Here is a 24352-nt window from a genome sequence, read left to right on the forward strand (position 1 = left end):
TTTTTTGTATGAAGAAGATGGGCAGATTATACATTTTGATGCTCAATATTTTTATTGCCATGCTTGGCTTTGGCCTTATTGTACCTGTTATGCCGAGTTACATCGAAGCCTTTGGTGCAACAGGAAAAACACTCGGTTTTCTTGTCGCTGCAACAGGTTTTACACAATTTGCGTTATCGCCGGTTGCCGGGGCACTGACCGATCGATTTGGACGAAGAAAATTGATCATTGCCGGGATTGCGGGTTTTACGATTGCTCAGTTTATTTTTGCTTTTGCTGATCAGCTTTGGATGCTGTTCGTGTCTCGATTTTTAGGCGGTGCTGCCGGTGCTTTGCTTATGCCGGCCATGTTTGCATACATCGCTGATATCACAAGTGAAAAGGACCGAGGGAAAGGAATGGGTCTATTCAGTGCAGCGATGACACTAGGTTTTGTCATTGGGCCGGGCGTAGGCGGCTATTTGGTTGAGTACGGGATCGCATTTCCATTTCTGATTGCCGGTTCCTTTGCGGCTCTTTCTACTTTGTTATCCATCCTCTTCTTACCTGAAACTTTAACAAAGGAAAAACAGGAAGAGGCGCGGCTTAACAAGGATATTCATTTCAATCCTTTTGTACAAATGATCGAGGCTCTAAGGACATCGTACGGCTTTTTGTTTATATTGGCCTTTGTCCTCAATTTCGGAATCATTCATTTTGAATCGATTTTCGGCTTATATGTAGACCAAAAACACGGATTTTCCCCGAAGGATATTGCGTTTGTGATTACGGTTGCGGGTCTTGCCGGGGTGCTTGTTCAAGGGGTGTTAGTGAATGCCTGTGTGAAACGATTTGGAGAGATGAGAGTCGTGCGTTATGCGCTGTTAGGTGCGGCTTTCATGCTGATCGCCTGCCGTTTTGCGCCGTCCTTTTGGTTGATTTTTACGGGTTCGATTTTATTTTTATCGGCTACGTCATTTGTCCGACCAGCCCTCAATACATTGCTGTCCAAGATGGCAGGCAATCAGCAAGGGGTAGCAGGCGGTCTCAATACATCCTTTATGAGCCTTGCCAATATCGTCGGACCGAGTCTTGCGGGTATATTATTTGATGTGAATATTGAGTTTCCTTTTATGTTTGGAACACTGGTGCTTTGCGTAAGCTTCGCTGCATCCATCGTGTGGGGGAAAAAAGTGCAGCATGCTTCGGCAGCTTCTTAAAATTTGCTGATAAAAAAACCGATCAGAACGAATTGATCGGTTTTTTATGATGGGCATCATCTCTCATATTTCACGACAGGTGATTTTTCTTTATGAAGCGCATGAATCATCGCTTCATCTACGTGTAAATGCTCTTTCACTAATTGAGGCGGGGTTAAGGCCATCCACTGATTCAACGAAATATCTGCAAACCGGTCACTTTTAAAAATCTCTAAAAACCAAAGGCTCGTTTGGCCGATATTTTGGATGTAATGCCCCATGCCAAAAGGAACATATCCAACATCACCTGCTCTGTAATTAAAGGTGCGGGCAGTACCTCCTGCTCCAAAGACCGTCATTTTAGCTGTACCTGTTAAATAGTATTGCCACTCATCATTATTAGGGTGCCAGTGCATTTCTCTCATGCCGCCAGGTTTTACTTCAACAAGTGCAGCCGCAATCGTTTTTGAAATCGGGAAATTCCGTGAATCGACAATTCGGACGGTTCCGCCAGAGGTCGTTATCGGGTTTTGACGAAGGAGCTGGTGCGTAAATGGCGGCTTAATGCTCCCGTATGGATCAGATACCATTTGGCTTTCTAAGGATGACGGCGGCGAGCCTTGAAACATATAGCGCTGCTTATTCGGAATATGGTCAAACAATTTCTTAGGAACACCAAAATTGGCGGAGAGAATCTCTTTCGGTGTATGGGCAAACCAGTCTGTGATCGTGAATGTATCAAATTCAGAAAAATCGCCATCATCAAATACAAGAAGGAACTCACAACCATCCTCAAGTCCTTGAATGGAGTGCGGGATACCAGGCGGGAAATACCACAAATCGCCTTCTTCTAGATCAGCAATCATATTTCGCCCTTCTGCATCTACAGATGTGATGCGGGCTTTGCCTAAAATCATATACGCCCATTCCGCCTGCTTATGCCAATGAAGCTCACGAACACCTCCGCGTGTGAGCCGCATGTTGACACCTGCAATCGTTGTTGAAACAGGCAGCTCCCGCTTTGTAATTTCCCTCGACCAGCCGCCGTGATTCAAATGCATGTGTGTATCAGAAAATGAAAATTTTAAATTTGGGATGGTCCCGGCATCGGTTTTAGGGGGAACGAGCATATCTGGGTTCTCTATATCTCGAAGGACATCGCGCGGGCCTAAGTCGGTGGCACCCGCGCCATCCTTTCGAATGGGCTGCGGGATGTGACGGAGCTCATCATCCATTTATCATCCCTCCTTGAGTCTCATTTTTCTCCTCCAAACTATATGAGGTTTCAGAAGAAAAAATTCAATCAGGATGGGATGAGAGAAACATTTGAATACGGAAGGCTAAGCGCAGCCGCAATGTTGCGTCAGAATCTTTTAAGCTGATTCGAAGCAATTCTTCACACTTCTCGAGGCGATAAATGACCGTGTTGCGATGAATGGACAAGCGTTTGGCTGTTTCTGAAATGTGGCAATGGGTTTCTAAATAAACAGATAAGGTGTGAAGAAGGCTTTGATCGACTTGTGATGGTTCAGATAACGGGTGAAGGTGCAGCTGGTGAAACGTGATCATATCCTTTCTTGGAATGAGCCTTAGTAAATCTGGCACATCCTTTGCTTGATAAAATTGAATATATTCAGTCCGCGATGAGAGATGTCCGGTTTGAAGAGCCTCTAATGCTTCATTGTAGCCTTCAGACAGATGGGAGATGTGGCAGCCCGTCAAGCTCACCCCAAAAGAAATAGTATGATTCACTTGCAGTTTAACAAGCATCTGCAACTGTTTTAAAAAAGAGCTGAGCCTGCCGCTAACCTCCGGCCAACTGCCAGTCTCCTCCATCAATACAACACCCATATCCCCTTTTAAAAATAGAAAGGCAGGAAATGGGCAGCTTGGAAGTGCACTTTCGAGCAGATCAACCATTTGATCTAAAACCATTTGCTGCTTCATAAAACATGTGGTATCACTGCGCTCGTCAAGCTGACAGATCATACATAGATAGCGGCATTCGGCGTTTAATCCAAATGCCTGAGCGAAATGTAAGGGATCTTGCTGGGAAGAAGATGCCCTCTCTATCCATTTGCGAAAGCCCTCATTTCTAGCACGCTTGGCCGTTTGCAGGGTGGCATATTGTCTCATACGTGCAATCGACATTTCGTTTACTGCTTTTGCAATGATCCCATGCAAAGTTTTATTCTGCGGGTGAAGGAAAGAAAGAATGACCAGATAATCACATGTTTGTTCGTTTAGATCAATTGGAAAGATGGAAAAGGTTTGTTTTGCATGTATCATTGAAAAAGAATGAGTTGTCCTGCTTTGAAAAAAGGGGAGAATGTTCATCCATTCTGAGCTTGTGATCATGGGGTGCGAGGTATAGAGAATACGTCCATGCTGGTTAAACAAATAGATGGGCTTGTGAATCTTTTTGGCCATTTTTTGTAAAATTTCAAACTGGTTATCGTCTATGTTCATATCCACGGGGTCTCCTTTATTGGTGAAGATGAATAAAAAAATGGACAATCACTGTCAGCATCTCTGATATGCATTTTATGTTATCAGCTAAAATCATTATAGATAGAAAGTTGTCAATTAATATAACAAACAAACAGAGCGTCAGGACAAAATCACGTGCCGCCAGTCATCTTCATTCAGAATTACGAGCAAATATGATATGTTGTAGACAGAAGAATTTCTTTCAGAAAATATGGGTATCACAAGAAACAAAGGCTTCGAATGAGGAAGCCGTCTATACATGAGAGTGGCAAGAGGTGAGGAACATGATTTATATCGGATTAACTGGCTGGGGAGATCATGACAGTCTTTATCCGCCAAGAATCGGCAGCGCGCAAAAGCTGTTTTACTACGCGTCAACGTTTCCGATTGTGGAACTGGATGCCAGCTTTTATGCGGTTCAGCCTGAGCGTAATCATGAAAAGTGGATAAAGGATACGCCAGATGACTTTCAATTTGTTGTGAAAGCATATCAAGGAATGACTGGACATCAAAGGGGCGAGATTCCGTTTGCTTCGAAGGAAGACATGTTTGAAGCGTTTATTCTTTCGCTGACTCCGCTTATTCGTGAAGGGAAACTAGCCATGGTGCTCTTTCAATTTCCACCTTGGTTTGATTGCAAAAAAGAGCACGTCCACTATTTAAGATGGTGTAAGGAGAAGATGGGCGATATTCCATGTGCCCTCGAATTCCGAAACCGTACATGGTTTTCAGATGAATTTTATGAGCAGACTTTGTCCTTTATGGAAAAGGAAGGATGGATTCATTCCGTCTGTGATGAACCGCAAGTCGGAGAAGGCTCCATTCCGCCGGTCATACAAGCTACACACCGTGATAAAACATTGGTCCGGTTTCATGGAAGGAATAAACAGGGCTGGCTTCACCCGGCAGACCATGAGAATTGGCGTGAAGTGAGATACTTATATTTATATAATGAAGCTGAATTAAAAGAGTGGAAAAAGAATCTCGACATTCTGCATCAGCAATCGAAAGATGTCTATGTCGTGTTTAATAATAACTCCGGCGGAGATGCAGCGGCAAATGGCCAGCAGATGATTGATTTGCTGGATATCACCTATTCAAACCTGTCTCCGAAGCAGTTAGATTTATTTAGTTAACCGAGAGCTGACTGAAGCTTTCAACCTGAATGAGACGGTCAGTGACAACTTGAGGGAGAGATCAACATGCTGCAGAAGCTATGGTTATATCATACAAACGACTTGCACAGCCACTTTGAGAACTGGCCAAAAATTGCAGCTTATATTGAAGAAAAGCGTCAAGTTCACGATCAGATGCTCTTGTTTGATATTGGCGACCATATGGATCGAGTGAACCTCGTATCCGAAGCGGATTATGGAAAGGTAAACGTCAAGCTCCTCAATCAGCTTGGCTATGATGGAGTCACAATCGGGAATAATGAAGGCATTACGCTGCCCCATGATCAGCTGGATCACTTGTATGAGAATGCACAATTTCCAGTGGTGCTGTCTAATTTATTTGAGAAAGGCAAAAGGCCTTCGTGGGCAAAGCCCTATCATATGATCACAATGGAAAACGGACTGAAGCTCTGTCTCTTAGGTGTGACCATTGCGTATACACCCGTATATGAAAAGCTGGGCTGGAACATTACTGATCCGTTTGACAGCATACGGGACATGCTGCAGGAAGTGAAGGGACAGGCAGATGTCATTGTGCTTTTATCTCATCTCGGTATCATCCATGATCGAGAGGTCGCCCGTGATTTCCCTGAAATCGACATCATCCTAGGTTCACACACGCATCATCTGTTAGAACAAGGTGAAATGGACAATGGTGTGCTGCTTGCATGCGCTGAAAAGTACGGGCATTATATTGGCTGCGTTGAGCTGACGATCGATACAGCGCGCAAAGAGCTGATAGAGAAAAAAGCGACAGTACAGTCAGTGGATCAGCTCATCAGTGAATCAGATGAAGCCATCACCACCTTGCAGCAGGCAGAAAGAAGAGCGAAGGCACTCATGCAGGAAAAAGTGACAACGATTGAGTCGAAGCTAGAAACGAAGTGGTTCGACGATTCTCCGCTTCCGCAGCTCTTAACAGATGCCATTAAAGATTGGTGCGGAGCAGATATTGGCATGATGAATGCAGGTATGGTGCTTGATTCATTAGAGGCAGGGATCGTCACAAGAGAAGAAATCCACCGGATATGTCCGCATCCCATTAATCCTATTCGGGTGACGCTTACCGGTCAACAGCTCATCGAAACAGTTCAGCGAGGCTGTGAAGAAAAAATGGAACAGCTGCGCATCAAGGGCTTCGGCTTTAGAGGTGAGCTGATGGGGAAAATGCTATATAGCGGCCTCAGCTATACATTAGAAGAAGGCGAGGCCAAACGGGTGAAGGATGTCTTTGTACATGGTCAATTAATCAAAAAAGACGCCTCCTATACTGTTGGCACAGTCGATATGTATACATTAGGCTCTCTTTTTCCTCATATCCGTGATCACGAACACATTGAATATTTTATGCCTGAATTTTTACGTGATGTTCTGACATGGCGCTTGAAGGAAGCAACATGAAATCCGCTTCAGCCTAACAACACGCGCCCTCTTTTCACATAGATTGTGATGAGAGGAGTGAAGGGATTTGGTGAATTTAACACCTATTACAATTGATGGCCATTCCTTTACAGCGGTCACCGTCAAGCTGCCGAAGACAAATTTCATGGCAGTAACAAATGAACATGGGTATATCATGTGCGGTGCACTGGATGTCGGGCTCTTGAATGAAAAGCTTGCAGATAGAGGAATTATTGCAGGAAGAGCAGTTGGTGTAAGAACCATTGAGCAATTGCTCGATGCTCCTTTAGAATCTGTGACATACGCCGCAGAAGCGCTGGGCATCTCAGCTGGAACAATTGGAAGAGATGCATTATTAAAAATGGTGAAATAAAATAGAGAGATGATTCCTATCCCCCCGCCTGTCTGCATACACATGTAATGGAGAAGGGGGGATTTTTTATTGAGAATGAACCGCCGTTATCGCCCCTACAAGAAGGGCCCTTTGCCATTTCGTTACGTTATGCTGCTTGCGATTTTATTCTTTGTGCTCTCAACCGTAATTAGTTTATTTTTTATCAACCGATCAATTAAACCTACCCTTATTCATATTGCTGAACTAGAAACAGAGCGCATCGCCAATCACCTCATACAATATTCAGTTCAAGACTTTGCAGACGATCAGGAGAATATGAAGGATATGGTGGTCATGAATACAAGTGAGAACGGAAAAGTGACGACCATCGATTTTAATGCGCAAGCAACATCGAAAGCAATGGCTGACCTCTCGCGTCATCTTCAAAAAAATTTAGAGGACATTGAAAAGGGGAACTTTCAAAAAGAGGCAAAAGAAGCATTAAAGGATCAAACAGATGGACATGACGGCATTATATATAACATTCCGCTTGGGCAAGCATCCGGAAATGCACTCATTGCCAACCTCGGACCCAAAGTGCCTGTACGTTTTAGTGTGATTGGTGATCCGCATACGGACGTTGAAAAAAATATTAAGCCTTATGGCATCAACAATGCCTTGATTGATATTAGTGTTCTGATCGAGGTCAAGGTAAGAGTCATTATCCCATTTGCTTCTGAAACAATCGTAGTGAAAAACTCTGTTCCTGTCTCCATACAAGCCGTTCAAGGAGACGTGCCAGATTATTATAATGGCAGCGGAACAAACTCAGGTGCTCCATCAATTGTTCTTCCAGAAAAAAAGAAGAAAAAGGAATAACAGCCCAACAATGATTGGGCTGTTATTTACTTTCGTTTCCGTTCAGCTCTTTCCCACGCCCTCAAATGAGGGTATGGGTCAAATGACCATTCCGTTCTGCCGTTATCTTTGTACATGCCATAGTGAAGATGCGGCGGAAACTTTCCTGCGGTGCCTGGAGGACCGTAACCGGAGCTTCCGACAGATCCAATCACCTGGCCAGGTTCAACAATTTGACCTGTCTTGAGTCCTTTCGCAAAGCCATTTAAGTGAGCAAAGTAATGATATTGATTATGAATATCTCGAATGCCTATCCGCCAGCCGCCAAAACGGTTCCAGCCTTTCATTTCAATCACGCCATACGATGTCGCACGAACGGGAAGACCATAATGGGCAAATAAATCGGTTCCCTCATGAATTCTCCTTCCTCCAAATCCTCTCGCATCTCCCCATGTACTCCGGTAGCTGTAGTCAGCTCCAACCGGAAGAGGAAAAGCATGCTTTCCAAGATCAAGATGGCCGTAGTGCTTATATAGCTTCATAAAAGATGAAATGATTCCAACGGTTTGATCACGTCCATAATAGTCCCATAAGCCAATTTTTAATTGATCAATGCTGCTGCCGTAGTGAAGCAAGTATTGTGCAAAAGTGAATAATACATCCTCATCGTCATCGCTGCTTGCTTTGCCATCCCCATTCCCATCAAGACCAATTCCGTCAAACACTTTAATGCTTAAAGGAGAGGTATCCTGTTTATTCGGGTTTTCTGGTCCAATCCACATTTCCCGGGGAATGTAGATGCCAATGACGCCTTTTTGTTTCGGTAAATCTCTTCTGCTTTTTCGAATATTGTGTTCATACTGATCAACTGCAGCAAGTACATACCATGGAACCTGTGTTGTGATGGAGACTTTTTCATATAGGGCCATTCTTTGCTTCAATTCATCTGGCTGTTTGCCCGTCCCTTTTGCATGAACAGGTAAAGGGAGCATTGAAAGAGCAATCATGATGGCTAAAACCACTTTCACAAACGTCCATCTCCTTTCATCGAGCATCGTCTTCTACCGTTTAGTGTGGTTAGAACACTCTATTTCATAAGAAGAAAATGTTAGTAATTTTCTTCTGTTTTTTTAGGAGGCTTTTGGGTATTTTTGCAGCTCATTCCCTTGTTGTTCAATCTGTACTATGTTAAAGTGTCTAAAGAAAAGGCTTTAGGCCGAAGATTCAATTTTTTGCAGCTTCTTGGCTGCATCCATCGTATATAGCAGGAAGATTTTTGTAGATGCACCTTTAACGAATTCATATGGAGATGATGGAATTGGCAAAGAAGGAAGAGCACGTAAGAAAACCGGACTGGCTTAAAATTAAGCTGAATACGAATGAAAACTATACCGGTTTGAAGAAAATGATGCGGGAAAACAACCTGCATACCGTTTGTGAGGAAGCAAAATGTCCGAATATTCATGAATGCTGGGCAGTGAGAAGAACCGCTACATTTATGATCCTTGGATCTGTTTGTACGCGCGCATGCCGTTTCTGTGCGGTGAAAACTGGACTTCCAACTGAGCTTGATCTGCAAGAGCCAGAACGCGTGGCAGATTCAGTAGCCTTAATGAACTTAAAGCACGCTGTTATAACAGCGGTTGCAAGGGATGATCAAAAAGATGGCGGCGCAGGTGTGTTCGCTGAAACCGTTCGTGCGATTAGAAGAAAAAGCCCATTCACGACCATTGAAGTTCTCCCTTCAGACATGGGCGGCAATTATGATAACTTGAAGACGTTAATGGACACGCGTCCTGACATTTTAAATCACAACATTGAAACAGTTCGCAGATTAACGCCAAGAGTTCGTGCGCGTGCTACATATGATCGTTCATTAGAATTCTTGCGTCGTGCAAAAGAAATGCAGCCCGATATTCCAACAAAATCAAGCATTATGATTGGACTTGGTGAAACGAAGGAAGAAATCATTGAAGTCATGGATGATCTTCTTACCAATAACGTGGATATTATGGCGATTGGCCAGTACTTACAGCCTTCGAAAAAGCATTTGAAAGTTCAAAAATACTACCATCCGGATGAGTTTGCAGAGCTGAAGGAAATTGCGATGTCAAAAGGCTTTAGCCACTGTGAAGCTGGGCCGCTTGTGCGCTCTTCCTACCATGCAGATGAACAAGTAAACGAAGCGTCTAAAAAGCGTCAGGCGCAAGCGTAACAAAGAAAACGCCAGAGCTCTCTGGCGTTTTTTCTCGTATTAATTTTGGCCGTAAGGGGCGTTTCTTCTCATTGTACGGTCTGAATTCGTCATCCCATTTGCATCTTCTTGATTCGATATGTTCCCGCCTTGAGGGGAATACTTCATTTGCTGAATCGTTTTGGTTAAAATTTGGTCAAAATCACGTGAATTGGTTTGAAGACGTGAAAAATTGGCAATGGATTGAAAGTGCTCTGGATTATCAGAGACGTATACATGATAATAACGAGGGAGAACAGAAACCGCCGTTTTCTTTACTTGATCGGCAGATTCATCACGGTTTTTGTTTCCTGTTCGATACACGATGAGTGCATCCTCATCTGTCACAAGTGTGGCTGCATCTTTGATGTTTGGCAGCTGCACCGTTAGACTTGTAATCACGTGGGCAAGATGCTCACGATTTAAAGCAGGGGTTCTTTCTTTCTGATCCGTTACTTGCTGGCGCTGATAACGAACATATCCTGCTTTGTTTGTATCTGCTTCTGGCATATTGGAATTATTTCCTTCATGACGATCCGACAGACGGATGGTTTTACTTGAAGAATCTTCATCCACTTGCCGGTTCATACCTGATTGAAAGCCGCACCCGCCTAAAACCATGCTGAGGAGAATCGCGGCAGTCAGTTGTTTCTTCATAAATGTGACCTCCTTTTTCCTTTAGCTTCGGCTAAATCGGAAAAAACATGCTTTAGCAATTGATGGAGTTCTTCCAATGAATTATCATTAAAGATGGATCGTTTAAAAAGAGGTGAGAAGATGATCGTCGTTCAGAATGCTACCTTTGATCTTGTAAGAGATATCAAAGACGGCTTTAATGAAGAAGCGTTTAAAGCAAGGTACTCAGATATTTTAAATAAGTATGATTATATTGTGGGGGACTGGGGCTACAATCAGCTCAGGCTGAAAGGGTTCTTTGATGACCAAAACCAAAAGGCCACATTTGATACTAAAATCAGCACACTCGATGAATACATTTATGAATACTGTAATTTTGGCTGTGCCTATTTTGTCTTAAAGCGAATTAGAAAATAACGCAAAGGGGAGCGTCATAATGTATTTCGTAGACAGAAAAAAGATTGAAGAGACATTACGTTTTTTCGAGGAGCAATATGAGTTGTTGCAGAGTCAACAAACATGGACAAGTCCTCTAGAGAAAAAAGCGCTGGAACGAATTGTTCATTTGCTCGTCGAATGTATTCTTGATACCGGAAATGACATGATTGATGGCTTTATTATGCGTGACCCAGGAAGCTATGATGACATCATGGATATACTTGTTGATGAAAAGGTTGTACCAGAAGGAGAAGGAAGTCAGCTGAAAAAGCTTGTCTCATCCCGCAAAACACTTGTGCAGCAATATCAGGAAGTAAATCATCATGACTTATTGCAGGTGATCAGCGAAGTAGAGCAGGCGCTAGAGGTCTTTCCAAGTCGCATCCGTATCTACTTGGAACAGGAGCTTGGCCCAGTATCAGCGTTTAAATAAACCATTGGAGTTGTGAGCATCATGAAATACAAAGGCTATTTAATTGATTTAGACGGGACAATGTATAAAGGAACAGAAAAGATCGAAGAAGCAGGTCAATTTGTTCAAAAGTTAAATGAGTTGAACATCCCTTACTTGTTTGTCACGAATAACTCATCACGTACGCCAAAGCAGGTAGCGGAAAAACTCGTTTCATTTGATATCCCAGCAACAGAAGAACAAGTTTTTACAACAAGTATGGCGACGGCCAATTATATTGCTGAGCAAAAGAAAGATGCATCAGTTTACGTGATCGGTGAAGAAGGAATCAAGCAGGCCATTGAAGAAAAAGGGCTGACGTTTGGTCAGGAAGACGCAGATTTCGTTGTTGTTGGAATTGATCGTGGCATTACATATGAAAAATTAGCAGTAGGTGCGATTGCCATCCGTCAAGGCGCACAATTTGTCTCAACAAATGGAGATATTGCCATTCCAACAGAAAGAGGGCTTTTGCCAGGGAACGGCTCGTTAACATCTGTACTGACCGTGACGACAACGGTTCAGCCGACATTTATCGGAAAGCCGGAATCCATTATTATGGAACAAGCGATGCGTGTACTTGGGACAGATGTGTCTGAGACGCTCATGGTGGGGGATAACTACGATACGGATATTATGGCAGGAATGAATGCAGGAATGGACACATTACTCGTCCACACAGGTGTGACAACAAAAGAGCTGCTTCAGCAGTATGAAAAGCAGCCAACCTATGTCATTGAATCCTTATCCGAGTGGATTGAGCGATTATCATAGAAAAAGAGGACAAGCGTTCGCGCGCGTCCTCTTTTTCTTTATTCCGTATTTCTTGCACTATGTGCCAGCCTGCTTGATGCGGCGGCAGCAATAGCGCCGACAATGTCATCTAAAAAGGTGTGGCATTCGCCCGTGGATTTATCGTTGAGTTTCCCGAGAATTCCTGGTTTTTCTTTATCGATATATCCGTAATTCGTAAAGCCGATTGAACCATAAATATTGACGATAGCAAAGGATAAAATTTCATCAACGCCATACAGGCTCTCGTCCGTTTCAAGTATTGATTGAAGCGGCTCAGTCAGCTTCTTTTGCTCGGCGAGTACGTCTAATTCGATGCCCGTTAATATCGCATTTTGGACTTCACGTTTTGCGATGACACGCTCCACATTGTGGATGCACTCTGTCATGTCTAAGCCAGGATGATATTTTTCCTGTAAAAAGTAGACAAGGTCTGCTATATCTTGAATGGTTACGCCTCGTTCTTGTAAACGGCGTCTTGCTGTTTTTTCTACTTCGTTCATCTCATGATGATGCGGCATGTATTCCTCACCCAATCCTCGTAATTTGTCCACAACGTGTAAAAAGCTTCGGATAGTAAATAGTATTCATAAATCCCTCAACCTGCGACTACGATATGATAAGAGATTGATCATAGGAACGCAGGTGAAAACATGAAAGAAACCATTTATCACACATTTGGTATTGATGTTCGTCAATTTACGCCATATGGCAGTTATCAGAGCTTTCAAACGGCGGAGGCTCTCTTCCTCATTGTTCCTGTGTCTCATTTGCGAGAAGAAGAACTCTCGGAGTTGTATCATATCAGTCAGTATTTACTGAATGCAGGAGACCCATACGTCGCTGTGTTTGAATTAACAAATGAAGAGAAACCCACCTTTACTCATGGGAAGGAGCAGTATGCTTTATTAAAAGCATCGCCTCCGATCTCAAGCCGCTCGTTTCAGCAAGCGTCAGAGCTGGCAGCCTTCCATGTCAGGGGAAGAGGCTTTCCATATGAAGTATCCGAAACAAAACGTGTCGGTGCCTGGAAGGAATTATGGGCAAAACGATTAGATCAGCTCGAAGGCTTTTGGATGCAGCAAATGCATCAAAAACCGCTGCAACGGTTTGAACAAAAATTCATTGAATCGTTTCCGTATTATCTTGGATTAACGGAGAATGCCATTCAATATTTAGTTGATACTGAACTTGATGATGAACCAAAAGAAGGTGACTCAGGCACTGTCTGTCATCAGCGCTTTTCACGTATGACATGGCCGCATGAGCAGCCGCTTCGTTTACCTGTGGATTGGGTCTTTGATCATCCAACCCGTGATATTGCCGAATACTTAAGAGAGACCTTTGTACAGCATAAGGAGGATTTAATTGAAGAGGGTTTTTCCTTTCTACAGCAATATGAACAGGTGACACCTCTTTCCTCCTTTTCAAAGCGTTTGTTATACAGCCGCCTGCTGTTCCCGCTTCATTACTTTGAAATTGTAGAAGGCTACTATATGTCGGGAGAAAATGAAAAGTCATATTATGAAGAGCGGTTAGATTACGTCTTAAATGATGCCAATCGTTATGAATACTTTCTGAAGGTCTTTCAAGAAATGAGTGCCATGCGAAGCGGCGGGAGCCCCATTCCGGCTGTTGGCTGGCTTCAGCCTGCAGCTGATTTGAAGTTTCAGTGAACAGACGAAACGTCTCTTTTCTCTTGAGACGTTTTTCGTTATGCTTAAAGAAATCGATAAAAGGAGTGTTCTTCTTGACGAAACCTTACGTCTATATCACAAGAAAACTGGATGAAGCATCACTTACACCATTAAAAGAAGTCGCTCATGTTGAGATGTGGCCAAGAGAGGATGAGCCGTGTCCAAGAGAAGAGTTAGAAACACAAGCTGCTAAAGCGGATGCGCTTCTCACCATGCTGTCAGATCAAATAGATGAGCCGCTTTTATCAAAGGCTCCGAATATCAAGGTGGTTGCAAACCTTGCTGTTGGCTATGACAATATTGATCTTGAAGCAGCCAAAAAGCACGGAATCACCGTATGTCATACACCAGACGTCTTAACAGAATCGACGGCGGATTTAGCCTTTGCTCTTCTGATGGCGTCAGCTAGACGCATTGTCGAGGCGAGTGATTGGATTAAGGATGGAAACTGGACAGGCTGGGGGCCGCTTCTTCTTGCCGGTGCTGATGTTCATCACAAAACACTCGGGATTGTCGGAATGGGCAGCATTGGAACAGCACTTGCCAAGCGGGCCAAAGGCTTTAATATGAATGTCCTTTATCATAATCGTTCAAGAAAATCCGAGGCAGAAGCGCAGCTTGGCGTGACCTATGCGGCTTTTGAGGAACTGCTCAAGCAGTCTGATTTCATCGTCTGTCTGACGCCGTTAACCCCGGAAACGAAAGACATGTTTAATGAAAAAGCATTTGACCTGATGAAGAACTCTGCTTATTTCATTAACGTATCAAGAGGACAGACTGTGGATGAGGATGCTTTATACGAGGCTGTCACAACAGGAAAAATTGCCGGCGCTGGTCTGGATGTATTTAGAGAGGAACCTGTCAGCCCGTCTCATCCGTTAACGACATTACCTAACGTCACAGTCCTTCCTCATATTGGAAGTGCTAGTGTTGAAACAAGAAAAACGATGATGCGTTTATGTGCTGAAAATATTGCGCTTGTCTTACAAGACGAGCCAGCCAAAACGCCGGTTCGTTTATAATATAAGGCTTCCCGGTGTTCGGGAGCTTTTCTAACAAAAATATTTTGAAAATATAGAATCTTGATATAAATAGCTGTTAAGCGGTTTCATTCTGACAATCTCTTATTTTATTACCTTGTCAAAATGAGGATACCCCTTTATAATGTGTGTACATTGAATGTCTGTGTAAGGTTAACAAATGTCTTTTTAGAGAGGACATTTACGGAGAAAGGTGGAATTTCAGGTGAAGGCAATTCGAGTTGGGCTATTAGGATTAGGAACAGTGGGAAGCGGTGTCGTAAAAATTATCCAAGACCATCAGGATAAATTAATGCACCAAATCGGCTGTCCGGTATTAATACAAAAAGTGCTTGTGAGCAATCCCGATAAAAAAAGAGATGTGGATGTCGCAAGAGAGGTCTTCACAACTGAAGTATACGATGTGATTAGAGATCCAGAGGTCGATGTCATCATTGAAGTGATGGGCGGCATTGAAGAGACAAAACAATATTTAATAGATGCGTTAAGTGAGAAGAAGCATGTCATTACAGCCAATAAAGATTTAATGGCGCTTTACGGTACGGAGCTTTTACATGTAGCGAAAGAAAATAGCTGTGATCTTTATTATGAAGCAAGTGTCGCCGGAGGAATTCCGATTCTGCGCACGCTGGAGGAAGGATTGGCCTCAGACCGAATCACCAAGATGATGGGGATTGTGAACGGTACAACGAATTTTATTTTAACGAAAATGAATGTCGATAAAAGCGCATATGAGGATGTCTTAAAAGAAGCACAGGATCTAGGCTTTGCAGAAGCAGATCCGACAGCTGATGTAGAAGGACTGGATGCAGCAAGGAAAATGGCGATTCTTGCAAGACTCGGCTTTTCTATGAATGTAGATTTAGAGGACGTCAAGGTGAAAGGTATTTCTGATATCTCTGATGAGGATATTAATTTCAGTAAGCGGTTTGGCTATACAATGAAGCTGATCGGCATTGCTCAGAGGGACGGAGAGAAAGTGGAGGTCAGCGTTCAGCCAACCTTACTTCCTGATCATCATCCATTATCATCCGTCAACAATGAATTTAATGCGGTATATGTCTACGGAAGTGCTGTAGGAGAAACGATGTTTTACGGACCTGGAGCAGGAAGTCTGCCGACAGCAACAGCTGTTGTATCAGACTTAGTGGCTGTGATGAAAAACATGCGCCTTGGCGTGAACGGAAGCGGATTTATCGCACCGCAGTTTGAGAAGAAGATCAAATCGTCATCAGAAATATTTGCTCAGCAATTTTTAAGAATTCATGTTAGAGATCAAGTCGGGGCATTCTCCCGCATTACATCTATTTTTTCTGAAAGAGGCATCAGCTTTGAAAAGATCCTTCAGCTTCCTGTGAAAGGACATGATGAGCTGGCTGAAATTGTGATTATTACACATCAGACTTCAGAAGAAGATTTCTCAAATATCCTGCAAAAATTAAACGACCTCGACGTGGTGGTTCAAGTGAAGAGCACGTACCGAGTAGAAGGGAACGGTTTAAGCTGATGAAATGGAATGGACTCATTGAAGAATTTCAAGAATTCTTACCAGTAAACGAATCTACACCTAAACTAACATTAAATGAAGGGAATACACCGCTGATCCATCTTGCCAAGCTTTCAGAAAAGCTGGGAATCGAGCTTCATGTGAAAACAGAAGGCGTTAATCCAACAGGCTCTTTCAAGGATCGAGGAATGGTCATGGCTGTTGCAAAGGCTAAAGAAGAAGGCAACGATACAATCATGTGCGCCTCAACGGGGAATACCTCTGCAGCAGCAGCAGCTTATGCAGCCCGTGCTGATATGAAATGTATTGTCATCATTCCAGACGGGAAAATTGCCTTCGGTAAGCTTGCACAGGCCGTCATGTACGGAGCAGAGATCATTGCCATTGACGGCAACTTTGATGATGCACTGAAAATCGTCCGCAGCATCTGTGAAAAAGCACCGATTGCCCTTGTTAACTCGGTCAATCCTTATCGAATTGAAGGACAAAAGACAGCAGCATTTGAAATCTGTGAGCAGCTAGGCTCTGCCCCGGACGTACTGGCGATTCCTGTTGGTAATGCAGGGAACATCACGGCCTACTGGAAAGGCTTCAAGGAATATCACGAGAAAAAAGGAACTGGACTGCCTGTCATGCGTGGTTTTGAAGCAGAAGGTGCAGCGGCAATCGTTCGAAATGAAGTGATTGAGCAGCCAGAAACAGTGGCAACGGCTATCCGTATCGGAAATCCAGCGAGCTGGAAACAAGCTGTGGCAGCCGCAGAGGAATCAAATGGAAAGATTGATGAAGTAACAGATGAGGAAATTCTACATGCGTATCAATTGATTGCACGTGAAGAAGGCGTGTTTGCAGAACCGGGCTCATGTGCGTCGATTGCGGGCGTGTTAAAGCAGGTGAAATCTGGAGAAATCAAGCCAGGCAGTAAAGTTGTTGCGGTACTAACAGGCAACGGACTGAAAGATCCAAATACGGCTATCGATATTTCTCAAATCAAGCCGGTCACACTCGATGCAGATGAAGATCAAATTCTTGAACACTTAGAAAAGGCCGCACGCGTATGAGTGAAGCCTCCATGCTTTTTTCAATCACAGTACCGGGAAGCACTGCCAATTTAGGACCAGGCTTTGATTCAGTTGGAATGGCGCTCAGCCGCTATTTAAAGCTATCGGTCTATGACCATGATAGCTGGCTGTTTGAAGCAGAAACAGATGTCGTGTCTGGGATTCCATCAGGCACCGACAACCTGATTTATCAAACAGCCAAAAAGGTCGCAGATGACTTTGGAAAAACACTCCCGCCTGTTCATGTCAAAGTGTGGAGTGACATTCCATTGGCACGGGGGCTTGGCAGCAGTGCTGCTGCCATCGTGGCCGCCATTGAACTCGCCAATCAGCTTCTTGAATTAAACATGACAGATGATCAGAAGCTCTTTTATGCAAGTGAGGTAGAAGGTCATCCAGATAATGCGGGTGCCTCTTTATTCGGTGGTTTACTGATTGGTCTCCATGAAGAAGACAAAACACATGCCGTTAAAGTGCAGCATGTGGATGTAGATGTCGTCGTGGTGATTCCTTTTTATGAAGTGCTCACAAAGGATGCCCGTGATGTCCTGCCAGAGGATTTCTCCTATAAACATGCTGTCAGTGCGAGTGCTGTGAGCAACGTCCTTGTAGCCGCCTTAATGACGCAGAACTGGCCGCTTGTTGGAGAAATGATGAATAAGGATTTATTTCATCAGCCTTACCGCACAATGCTCGTGCCAGAGCTGTCGAAGGTAGAGCATGTCGCTTCGCTTAAAGGAGCGTATGGAACGGCTTTGAGCGGTGCTGGACCGACGATCCTCACCTTAGTGGAAAAAGGGAAGGGAGAAGCGCTGAAAGAGCAGCTAGCCCAAAATTTCCCGCATTGCGAAGTTGATCTGCTGACGGTGCCAGTAGAAGGGGTTGTCGTGCAGCATCATCCTGTTAATCAAGTAAAGAACGTGCTGTGAATCTGCACGTTCTTTTTTTATGCTTGTTTTTATGGGAAGAAGCAGGGATTATTATTTAGAGGATCGAACTATTTTTTAAGCATAAAAGGGGGAGATACGTTCATGAAGAAATTGATGACGGCAGAAGATTTAACAAAGATTGTTTCTGTTTCCCATCCGGTTTATTCACCAGATGGACAAAAGGCAGTCTTTACAAAAGTCACTGTGAATGAGAAAAAAGACGATTACAACATCCACTTATGGGTTCGAGATGAAGAGACAGAGGAGCTGGCACAATGGACATTTGAGGATGGAAAGCATCATCAGCCAGTTTGGTCAAAAGACGGCAGGCAGCTTGCTTTTATTTTACAAAAGCCAAAGGAAGTCCCTCAGCTGGCGCTCATGAAGAGCGAAGGAGGCGGCGTGCGAACCTTAACGACGATTCCTTACGGAGTATCTCATCCTGTTTTTTCTCCAGATGGTGCTTTTCTTTATGCGGCTGTGTCATTGAAACAATCAGAATCTGTTCATGATGAAAAAAAGGAAGAGCAAGATGACTTTGCTCCAGCGGTATATGATGATTTGACCTATAAAGCAGATGGAAGAGGCTTTTTAGATGGGCGTGTCACGCAGATCGTGAAGGTAGATATCGATTCAGGAGAAATAGAGCCTGTCACGAGCGAGCAGGTTCATCATATGAATCATACGATTTCTCCTTGCGGCAAATGGCTTGCCTTTATTCAATTAAATCCACAGATACCTTACATAAGTGACGTGTGTCTTCTGTCATTAGAAGATGGTCAGACAAAAAAGATCACACAAGCAAACGGCGCTTATTCCACCGTATCTTTTTCTCCAAATGGAGAGAGTCTTTTGTATATTGGACATGAGCGCGAATTTCAAAATGCCACCTTCCCATCACTATGGCTGTATGATCTGAAGGAAGAAAAGACGGTTCAACTGTCAGAAATGCTCGATATGTATGTTGGGAACTGTATGGCAGGAGATAGCGTGATGGGAGAGGTCTATCAGCTTCCGCAGTGGACAAAAGACAGCCAAGGGTTTTATGCGCTTGTTTCTGATCAAGGCAGTACAGGGATTTATTATTTCTCTATTGAAGGTTTAGCCTATCCTGTTCGACTAGAGGCGGAACATATCACCAATTTCAGCCTTCATCCAGATGAATCCAAACTGCTGCTCAGCCGGCTTTCACCTGTCTCACCAAGTGAGCTGTATGAGATGACATTAGGGGAGACAGAACTAAAGCAAATCACATTCGAGCATCATGATTTTCTAAAGGAGCATGTCGTATCCGAACCTGAACCATTTTCTTTTCAGTCAAAAGATGGTGACGAGGTGCATGGCTGGTTTATGAAGCCTTCCAAGATGGAAGAGGGAAAGAAATATCCGCTCATTCTAGAGGTTCATGGCGGACCGCATGCGATGTATGGTCATACGTATTTTCATGAATTTCAAATGCTCGCTTCTGAAGGCTACGCCATCGTGTATATCAACCCGCACGGCAGTCATGGGTATGGACAGATGTTTACTGACCGTGTGAGAGGAAACTATGGTGACGTTGATTATGACGATGTCATGCAGGCTGTTGATCATGTGCTCAAAGCCTATGATTTCCTTGATGAAACAAGGCTTGGCGTGACAGGCGGCAGCTATGGCGGTTTTATGACCAACTGGATTGTTGGTCAAACTGACCGCTTTCGGGCAGCTGTCACACAGCGTTCCATTTCCAACTGGATTAGCTTTTATGGCATCAGTGATATCGGTTATTTCTTTACAAGGTGGCAGATTGATGGGGATATTTATGATTCTGTCGATAAGCTATGGGATCGTTCGCCGCTAAAATATGTGAAGCAGATGAACACGCCGCTGCTCATCTTGCACAGTGATGAAGATTATCGTTGCCCAGTTGATCAAGCAGAGCAGCTTTTTGTGGCATTGAAGGAGCTTGGGAAAGACACAAGATTGGTCAAATTCCCGAAGGCATCTCATGATTTATCCAGAAGCGGCCACCCGGGACAGCGTATTCAAAGACTGACTTTTATAAAGGAATGGTTTAGAGAAAAGCTAGCCTAATAAAAAACGACCCTTCAGCGTGCTGACAAATCCTCGCATTAGGTGTCAGTTCTGCGTGCTGGTGCTCACGAATAGAAAATTCGCTCCGCGCCAATACTCGTCCTTCCTAGACTTCAAGGATTTTCATATCACGCTGAAAAGAAGACAAAGGGCTAAAGCCTTTGTCAATCATGAAAAAAACGACCCTAATTGGGTCGTTTTCATGTCATATATGAATTAGAAAACCTGTTCAACTTCTACAACGCCAGGCACTTCTTCTAATAATGCGCGCTCAATACCGGCTTTCAATGTAATGGTTGAACTTGGGCAGCTGCCGCATGCACCAAGAAGACGTAATTTCACAATGCCATCTTCAATGTCTACAAGCTCACAGTCTCCACCATCACGTAATAGAAATGGACGAAGTTTGTCCAGTACTTCCTGTACTTGGTCTTTCATTTCGACTTCAGTCATTAGATATAATCGCTCCTTTCACAACATATCACCATTATATTCATCTGGACGATAAAAATCTATTGATTGGTTTCAAAGTTTCCTTCTCATTATAGCACAATCTCATCTTGAAACAAAAAGTGATTTTGACTTTTTTCATCCAGAAAATTCAGCTAAAATGAAGAAAGAATAGGGGGCTTGTCAAATGAACAAAACCGTCGATCTTTATGTATATGGAAGAGATGTCTTGTGCGCTAGCTGCGTGAATCTGCCTTCTTCAAAAGATACGTTTGAATGGTTAGATGCAGCATTAAAACGAAAATATCCGAATCAGCCTTTTCGCATCACATATATTGATATTGAGCACCCGCCAGAAAATGAACAACAAAAGGAATTGTCTGAACGAATCCTTGATGATGAATTCTTTTATCCGCTTGTCTTAGTAGAGGATCAAATCGTTGGAGAGGGCAATCCGAAATTAAAAGACATTTATCAAGAAATGGAGAAATACGGGTACAGGGAGAGCAGTGAATAAGCTGTTCTTTTTTTGAGAAATATAAACGAACAAGTGTTCCTTTTTAGGTTGAAAAAGAACGTTTGTTCGTTTATAATGAAATGAAAGGAGCGTGAGCATCATGAATTATTTACTGAAACAATCTCTTCATCAGCAAACACCGATTGAGATGATTTATATGAAGAAAAATGGAGAGTGCACGAAGAGAAAAATCATTGTCCACCGTGAGACGGATCAGTTTATCCAAGCGTATTGTTTATCGAAGAAAACGATGAGAACCTTTCGTAAAGACTGCATTCTTGCCCTTGCTCCGATCAAATGGACCAACTCATCGGCACATGCCGTTTCATAGAAAAAAGCTCCCTCGTCACGAAGGAGCTTTGAGAAAAAATTCACATAATTTTAGCCGTTGTGATGCTTATACATCCAAAGCAGTCCAGATTTCAGAAGTCTTGGCACCCTGCCAACAAGTGGACGATCTGCCACTAAGCCAAATCCGGCTTTTTTCCCTAATGAACCTAAAACACCTTTTAGCTTAAACTGTGGATAAGCCTCAGGAAGCGGCTCATTTTTCCAGCGTTTTTGCAGAGATTGGACAATTTGTTCTGCCTGCGCCTCAGCAAGCTGTGCACTTGGGGCATGCGGCAGACTTGCGCAGTCACCTACGACATATACATGCTCATCCCCTGGGAGATTGTGATGAGGAGTTAATACGACACGGCCTTGTGCGTCTTTTTCAACATCCATCTCTCGTACCACTTTGCTTGGCTGTATTCCTGCTGTCCACACGATGACATCAGCTTCAATCGCGTCATCATGGTTATAAACAAGACCTTCTTCAACCTTTGTAATATTGGCACAGTTAATAATCTTTACGTCATTTTCTTCAAACCACTTTTGCACATACAAACTTAATCTTTTTGGGAAGCTTGATAGAATCAGCTCTCCGCGGTCAAAAAGAATAATGTTTAAATCAGCACGGCTTTCTCTTAATTCACTGGCCAGCTCTACCCCGCTAAGTCCAGCACCGACGATGCCAACCGTTGCACCTGCGCTCAAATTGTTTAATTTGTTATACGCATGTCTTGACTGATCAATGGTTTGAATGCTGTATGTATGTTCTTTCGCACCAGGGACATTATGATACTTGTCCTCACAGCCGAGTCCAATCACCGTATCATCATACGGAATCGGTTCACGGTCGCTGAATAAGATCTGTTTGTTTTCAATATCAATTTTTTCTACTTCCCCGTATTGAATATCCAGCTTCGGATGCTCTGGAAAAGATACTCGAATGTGATGATCAGAGATCGTTCCAGCAGCAAGTGCATAATATTCTGTTTTTAAACAGTGGTAAGGATTTCGATCAATTAATGTGATAGTGACATCATCAGGTAATTGATTTGGCAATAAGCGGTGGAGAACCCGCATATTCCCGTAACCTCCGCCGATCAAGACTAAATTTTTCATGACGATTCTCCTTTTCCCCGTAGACATTGAAAAACACTTATACTAAAAAACTTTAAGTTAAAATACCAAATAAAATTATATCGAATTTACTGTGAAACCACAATAATTGTTTCAAAATAACCTACATATTCATCAGTTAGTCCCAAATAGTAAAACATTTTAAGAGGAATAGGCGTAACGATACAGACGAAGCTCATATTTTGACTAATACAAGGAATTTCGGTAGGATGGTAAGGCAATGTGAGGTGAAGCACAGTGTTTCCACTGATCGAATTTTGTGTAAGTAATCTTGCACAAGGGTCTCAAGAAGCAAAAGAGAAGCTTGAAAAAGACCCAAACCTAGACGTAATGGAATACGGCTGTTTAAGCTATTGCGGCAAATGTATGGACTCCCCATTTGCACTTGTGAATGGAGAATTTGTTTCAGGAGAAAATGCAGAGCAGCTAGTCGAGCGTATTTATGCTTTTATAGAGGAAAACGACATGTTTTAAATGCACCACATGGGTCATGAGGTGCATTTTTTTCACATTTTCATCTTCCATTTTTAAGGAGAATCAATAGAAAGCGCATCCAATATGTTATGCTAATAAAATATCATCAATATGAAATATCACACGAGAGAAAAAGAGGCATATGCATAATAAAAGCCCTTTGCCATGGCAGCAAAGAGCTTCTATGTATGAAAAACGGGGGATGATAAGATTGTCTCCTGAATCGACTCCTTTTATACTAAAAAGAAACAACATTTTTGGAGGAAGCTCATGACATCATTTCAATTCACGAAAATGCACGGATTAGGAAATAATTATATTTACGTCAATCAGATGAAGGAACAGCTTCCAGAAGAGCAGCTATCAGAGATAGCGATCCGCGTTTCTTCTGTTTATACAGGAATCGGTTCTGACGGGATGATCCTGATTTGCCCATCAGATGTTGCACCTGTGAAGATGCGCATTTTCAACAATGATGGATCAGAGGGCAAAAACTGTGGTAATGGGCTGCGCTGCGTTGCAAAGTATGTGTATGAGCATCAAATTGTAACGGACACAACGTTCCAGATTGAGACATTGTCAGGACTCGTTGAAGCGACCGTTCACGCTCAGGATGGTCACGTTCAGCTAGTCACAGTAGATATGGGAAAACCACGTTTTGAAAAAGAAGCAATGCCGATGCTTGGTGAACCGGCTAGCACAACGGTTAATGAGCTGCTTGATTTTGGTACTGCGAAATTAAATGGAACGGCCGTTTCGATGGGAAACCCGCACATCGTTTTTTATTTAGAGGACATTGAAAAAGCGCCGCTTCATACACTTGGGCCGATCATCGAAAAACACGACATGTTCCCTGAAGGCGTCAATGTAGAATTTGTTGAAGTTGTCAGTGAAACAGAACTTCATTTTCGCGTGTGGGAAAGAGGTTCAGGAATTACCCAGGCTTGCGGAACTGGGGCCTGTGCTGCGGCTGTATCCACAATTGTGAATGGTCAGGCAAAAAAAGAAACAGACATGACCGTTCATTTAGCAGGCGGAGACCTCATCATTCGTTGGAAAGACAATGACCACGTGCTCATGACAGGACCTGCTGAAACGATTTGTGACGGCACATTTTATCTCTAAACCATTTATTTGAGAAAAGGCATCAT

25 protein-coding genes and 1 pseudogene are annotated in these 24352 nt (G+C 43.2%); 19 read left to right on the top strand and 7 right to left on the bottom strand.

What is annotated here, in order from left to right:
- Positions 1 to 8: 8 nt before the first annotated feature.
- Complete coding sequence (locus EV579_RS13395) at positions 9 to 1199, top strand: tetracycline resistance MFS efflux pump (RefSeq protein ID WP_024423377.1); 1191 nt, start codon at positions 9 to 11, stop codon at positions 1197 to 1199.
- Between the two features lie 56 nt (positions 1200 to 1255).
- On the opposite strand, the gene EV579_RS13400 is transcribed toward EV579_RS13395, so the two are convergent.
- Both EV579_RS13400 and EV579_RS13405 read right to left on the bottom strand, forming a co-directional pair.
- Positions 1256 to 2413: an oxalate decarboxylase family bicupin gene (locus EV579_RS13400; RefSeq protein WP_133744607.1), complete on the bottom strand. Its 1158-nt coding sequence runs from the start codon at positions 2411 to 2413 to the stop codon at positions 1256 to 1258.
- Positions 2414 to 2477: 64 nt separating this feature from the next.
- Positions 2478 to 3647, bottom strand: coding sequence for a PucR family transcriptional regulator (locus EV579_RS13405; protein ID WP_133744608.1), 1170 nt, complete (start codon positions 3645 to 3647; stop codon positions 2478 to 2480).
- A 305-nt stretch (positions 3648 to 3952) separates the two neighbouring features.
- Here EV579_RS13405 and EV579_RS13410 point away from each other — a divergent pair, with 305 nt between their 5' ends.
- The 4 genes from EV579_RS13410 (at position 3953) to yunB (ending at position 7457) form a co-directional block, all read left to right on the top strand.
- The gene (locus EV579_RS13410) at positions 3953 to 4804 is read left to right on the top strand and encodes a DUF72 domain-containing protein (protein WP_133744609.1); all 852 of its coding nucleotides are present in this window, start codon (positions 3953 to 3955) and stop codon (positions 4802 to 4804) included.
- Positions 4805 to 4870: 66 nt separating this feature from the next.
- Complete coding sequence (locus EV579_RS13415; RefSeq protein ID WP_073207289.1) at positions 4871 to 6244, top strand: bifunctional metallophosphatase/5'-nucleotidase; 1374 nt, start codon at positions 4871 to 4873, stop codon at positions 6242 to 6244.
- Positions 6245 to 6311: 67 nt separating this feature from the next.
- Positions 6312 to 6617, top strand: coding sequence for a YunC family protein (locus EV579_RS13420; protein ID WP_024425980.1), 306 nt, complete (start codon positions 6312 to 6314; stop codon positions 6615 to 6617).
- 69 nt (positions 6618 to 6686) lie between these two features.
- Complete coding sequence (gene yunB, locus EV579_RS13425) at positions 6687 to 7457, top strand: sporulation protein YunB (RefSeq protein ID WP_024423371.1); 771 nt, start codon at positions 6687 to 6689, stop codon at positions 7455 to 7457.
- 26 nt (positions 7458 to 7483) lie between these two features.
- Here yunB and EV579_RS13430 read toward each other — a convergent pair whose 3' ends face one another.
- Entirely contained in the window at positions 7484 to 8428 is a 945-nt protein-coding gene (locus tag EV579_RS13430; RefSeq protein WP_243837425.1) for a M23 family metallopeptidase, read from the bottom strand.
- A 326-nt stretch (positions 8429 to 8754) separates the two neighbouring features.
- On the opposite strand from EV579_RS13430, the gene lipA reads away from it, so the two are divergent.
- Positions 8755 to 9651 (top strand): lipoyl synthase, encoded by an 897-nt coding sequence (gene lipA, locus EV579_RS13435; RefSeq protein WP_133744611.1) that lies wholly within the window; start codon positions 8755 to 8757, stop codon positions 9649 to 9651.
- Between the two features lie 39 nt (positions 9652 to 9690).
- Here lipA and EV579_RS13440 read toward each other — a convergent pair whose 3' ends face one another.
- Positions 9691 to 10326: a YhcN/YlaJ family sporulation lipoprotein gene (locus EV579_RS13440; protein WP_133744612.1), complete on the bottom strand. Its 636-nt coding sequence runs from the start codon at positions 10324 to 10326 to the stop codon at positions 9691 to 9693.
- 120 nt (positions 10327 to 10446) lie between these two features.
- On the opposite strand from EV579_RS13440, the gene EV579_RS13445 reads away from it, so the two are divergent.
- Genes EV579_RS13445 through EV579_RS13455 form a run of 3 tightly spaced genes read left to right on the top strand, consistent with a single transcriptional unit; the run spans position 10447 to position 11968 of the window.
- Complete coding sequence (locus EV579_RS13445; protein WP_024423368.1) at positions 10447 to 10722, top strand: YutD family protein; 276 nt, start codon at positions 10447 to 10449, stop codon at positions 10720 to 10722.
- A gap of 19 nt (positions 10723 to 10741) precedes the next feature.
- Positions 10742 to 11176 (top strand): DUF86 domain-containing protein, encoded by a 435-nt coding sequence (locus EV579_RS13450; protein ID WP_133744613.1) that lies wholly within the window; start codon positions 10742 to 10744, stop codon positions 11174 to 11176.
- Positions 11177 to 11194: 18 nt separating this feature from the next.
- Entirely contained in the window at positions 11195 to 11968 is a 774-nt protein-coding gene (locus tag EV579_RS13455; protein ID WP_122632077.1) for a TIGR01457 family HAD-type hydrolase, read from the top strand.
- Between the two features lie 38 nt (positions 11969 to 12006).
- Here the strand turns inward: EV579_RS13455 and EV579_RS13460 are convergent, their stop codons facing one another.
- Positions 12007 to 12507: a phosphatidylglycerophosphatase A family protein gene (locus tag EV579_RS13460; RefSeq protein ID WP_133744614.1), complete on the bottom strand. Its 501-nt coding sequence runs from the start codon at positions 12505 to 12507 to the stop codon at positions 12007 to 12009.
- A 132-nt stretch (positions 12508 to 12639) separates the two neighbouring features.
- Here EV579_RS13460 and yutH point away from each other — a divergent pair, with 132 nt between their 5' ends.
- The 6 genes from yutH (at position 12640) to EV579_RS13490 (ending at position 20293) form a co-directional block, all read left to right on the top strand.
- A complete protein-coding gene (yutH, locus tag EV579_RS13465) occupies positions 12640 to 13662 on the top strand; it encodes a spore coat putative kinase YutH (protein ID WP_133744615.1) in 1023 nt (340 codons plus the stop codon).
- Between the two features lie 74 nt (positions 13663 to 13736).
- A complete protein-coding gene (locus EV579_RS13470; RefSeq protein ID WP_133744616.1) occupies positions 13737 to 14705 on the top strand; it encodes a 2-hydroxyacid dehydrogenase in 969 nt (322 codons plus the stop codon).
- 223 nt (positions 14706 to 14928) lie between these two features.
- Positions 14929 to 16230, top strand: coding sequence for a homoserine dehydrogenase (locus EV579_RS13475; RefSeq protein WP_133744617.1), 1302 nt, complete (start codon positions 14929 to 14931; stop codon positions 16228 to 16230).
- Entirely contained in the window at positions 16230 to 17291 is a 1062-nt protein-coding gene (thrC, locus tag EV579_RS13480) for a threonine synthase (protein ID WP_103131572.1), read from the top strand. The genes EV579_RS13475 and thrC overlap by 1 nt, the downstream gene beginning before the upstream one ends.
- Positions 17288 to 18220 carry a homoserine kinase gene (gene thrB, locus EV579_RS13485; RefSeq protein ID WP_024423360.1) on the top strand — a complete coding sequence of 311 codons (933 nt, stop codon included), beginning with the start codon at positions 17288 to 17290 and terminating at the stop codon, positions 18218 to 18220. Before thrC ends, thrB begins: the two co-directional genes overlap by 4 nt.
- Positions 18221 to 18322: 102 nt before the next feature.
- A complete protein-coding gene (locus tag EV579_RS13490) occupies positions 18323 to 20293 on the top strand; it encodes a S9 family peptidase (protein WP_133744618.1) in 1971 nt (656 codons plus the stop codon).
- A gap of 216 nt (positions 20294 to 20509) precedes the next feature.
- On the opposite strand, the pseudogene EV579_RS13495 reads toward EV579_RS13490, so the two are convergent.
- A pseudogene (locus tag EV579_RS13495) lies at positions 20510 to 20809 on the bottom strand (NifU family protein).
- A gap of 121 nt (positions 20810 to 20930) precedes the next feature.
- Between EV579_RS13495 and EV579_RS13500 the strand changes: the two are divergent.
- The gene (locus EV579_RS13500; protein ID WP_024423358.1) at positions 20931 to 21260 is read left to right on the top strand and encodes a YuzD family protein; all 330 of its coding nucleotides are present in this window, start codon (positions 20931 to 20933) and stop codon (positions 21258 to 21260) included.
- Between the two features lie 100 nt (positions 21261 to 21360).
- Positions 21361 to 21591, top strand: a complete 231-nt coding sequence (locus EV579_RS13505; protein ID WP_024423357.1) for a WYL domain-containing protein — start codon at positions 21361 to 21363, stop codon at positions 21589 to 21591.
- A gap of 50 nt (positions 21592 to 21641) precedes the next feature.
- Here the strand turns inward: EV579_RS13505 and EV579_RS13510 are convergent, their stop codons facing one another.
- Positions 21642 to 22709, bottom strand: coding sequence for an NAD(P)/FAD-dependent oxidoreductase (locus EV579_RS13510; protein WP_024423356.1), 1068 nt, complete (start codon positions 22707 to 22709; stop codon positions 21642 to 21644).
- Positions 22710 to 22964: 255 nt separating this feature from the next.
- On the opposite strand from EV579_RS13510, the gene EV579_RS13515 reads away from it, so the two are divergent.
- Both EV579_RS13515 and dapF read left to right on the top strand, forming a co-directional pair.
- The gene (locus EV579_RS13515) at positions 22965 to 23201 is read left to right on the top strand and encodes a YuzB family protein (protein WP_008346813.1); all 237 of its coding nucleotides are present in this window, start codon (positions 22965 to 22967) and stop codon (positions 23199 to 23201) included.
- 270 nt (positions 23202 to 23471) lie between these two features.
- Complete coding sequence (gene dapF, locus EV579_RS13520; protein WP_024423355.1) at positions 23472 to 24326, top strand: diaminopimelate epimerase; 855 nt, start codon at positions 23472 to 23474, stop codon at positions 24324 to 24326.
- Positions 24327 to 24352: the final 26 nt, after the last annotated feature.

The organism is Bacillus sp. BK450, assembly GCF_004364885.1.
Taxonomy (GTDB): Bacteria; Bacillota; Bacilli; order Bacillales; family Bacillaceae; genus Bacillus; species Bacillus safensis.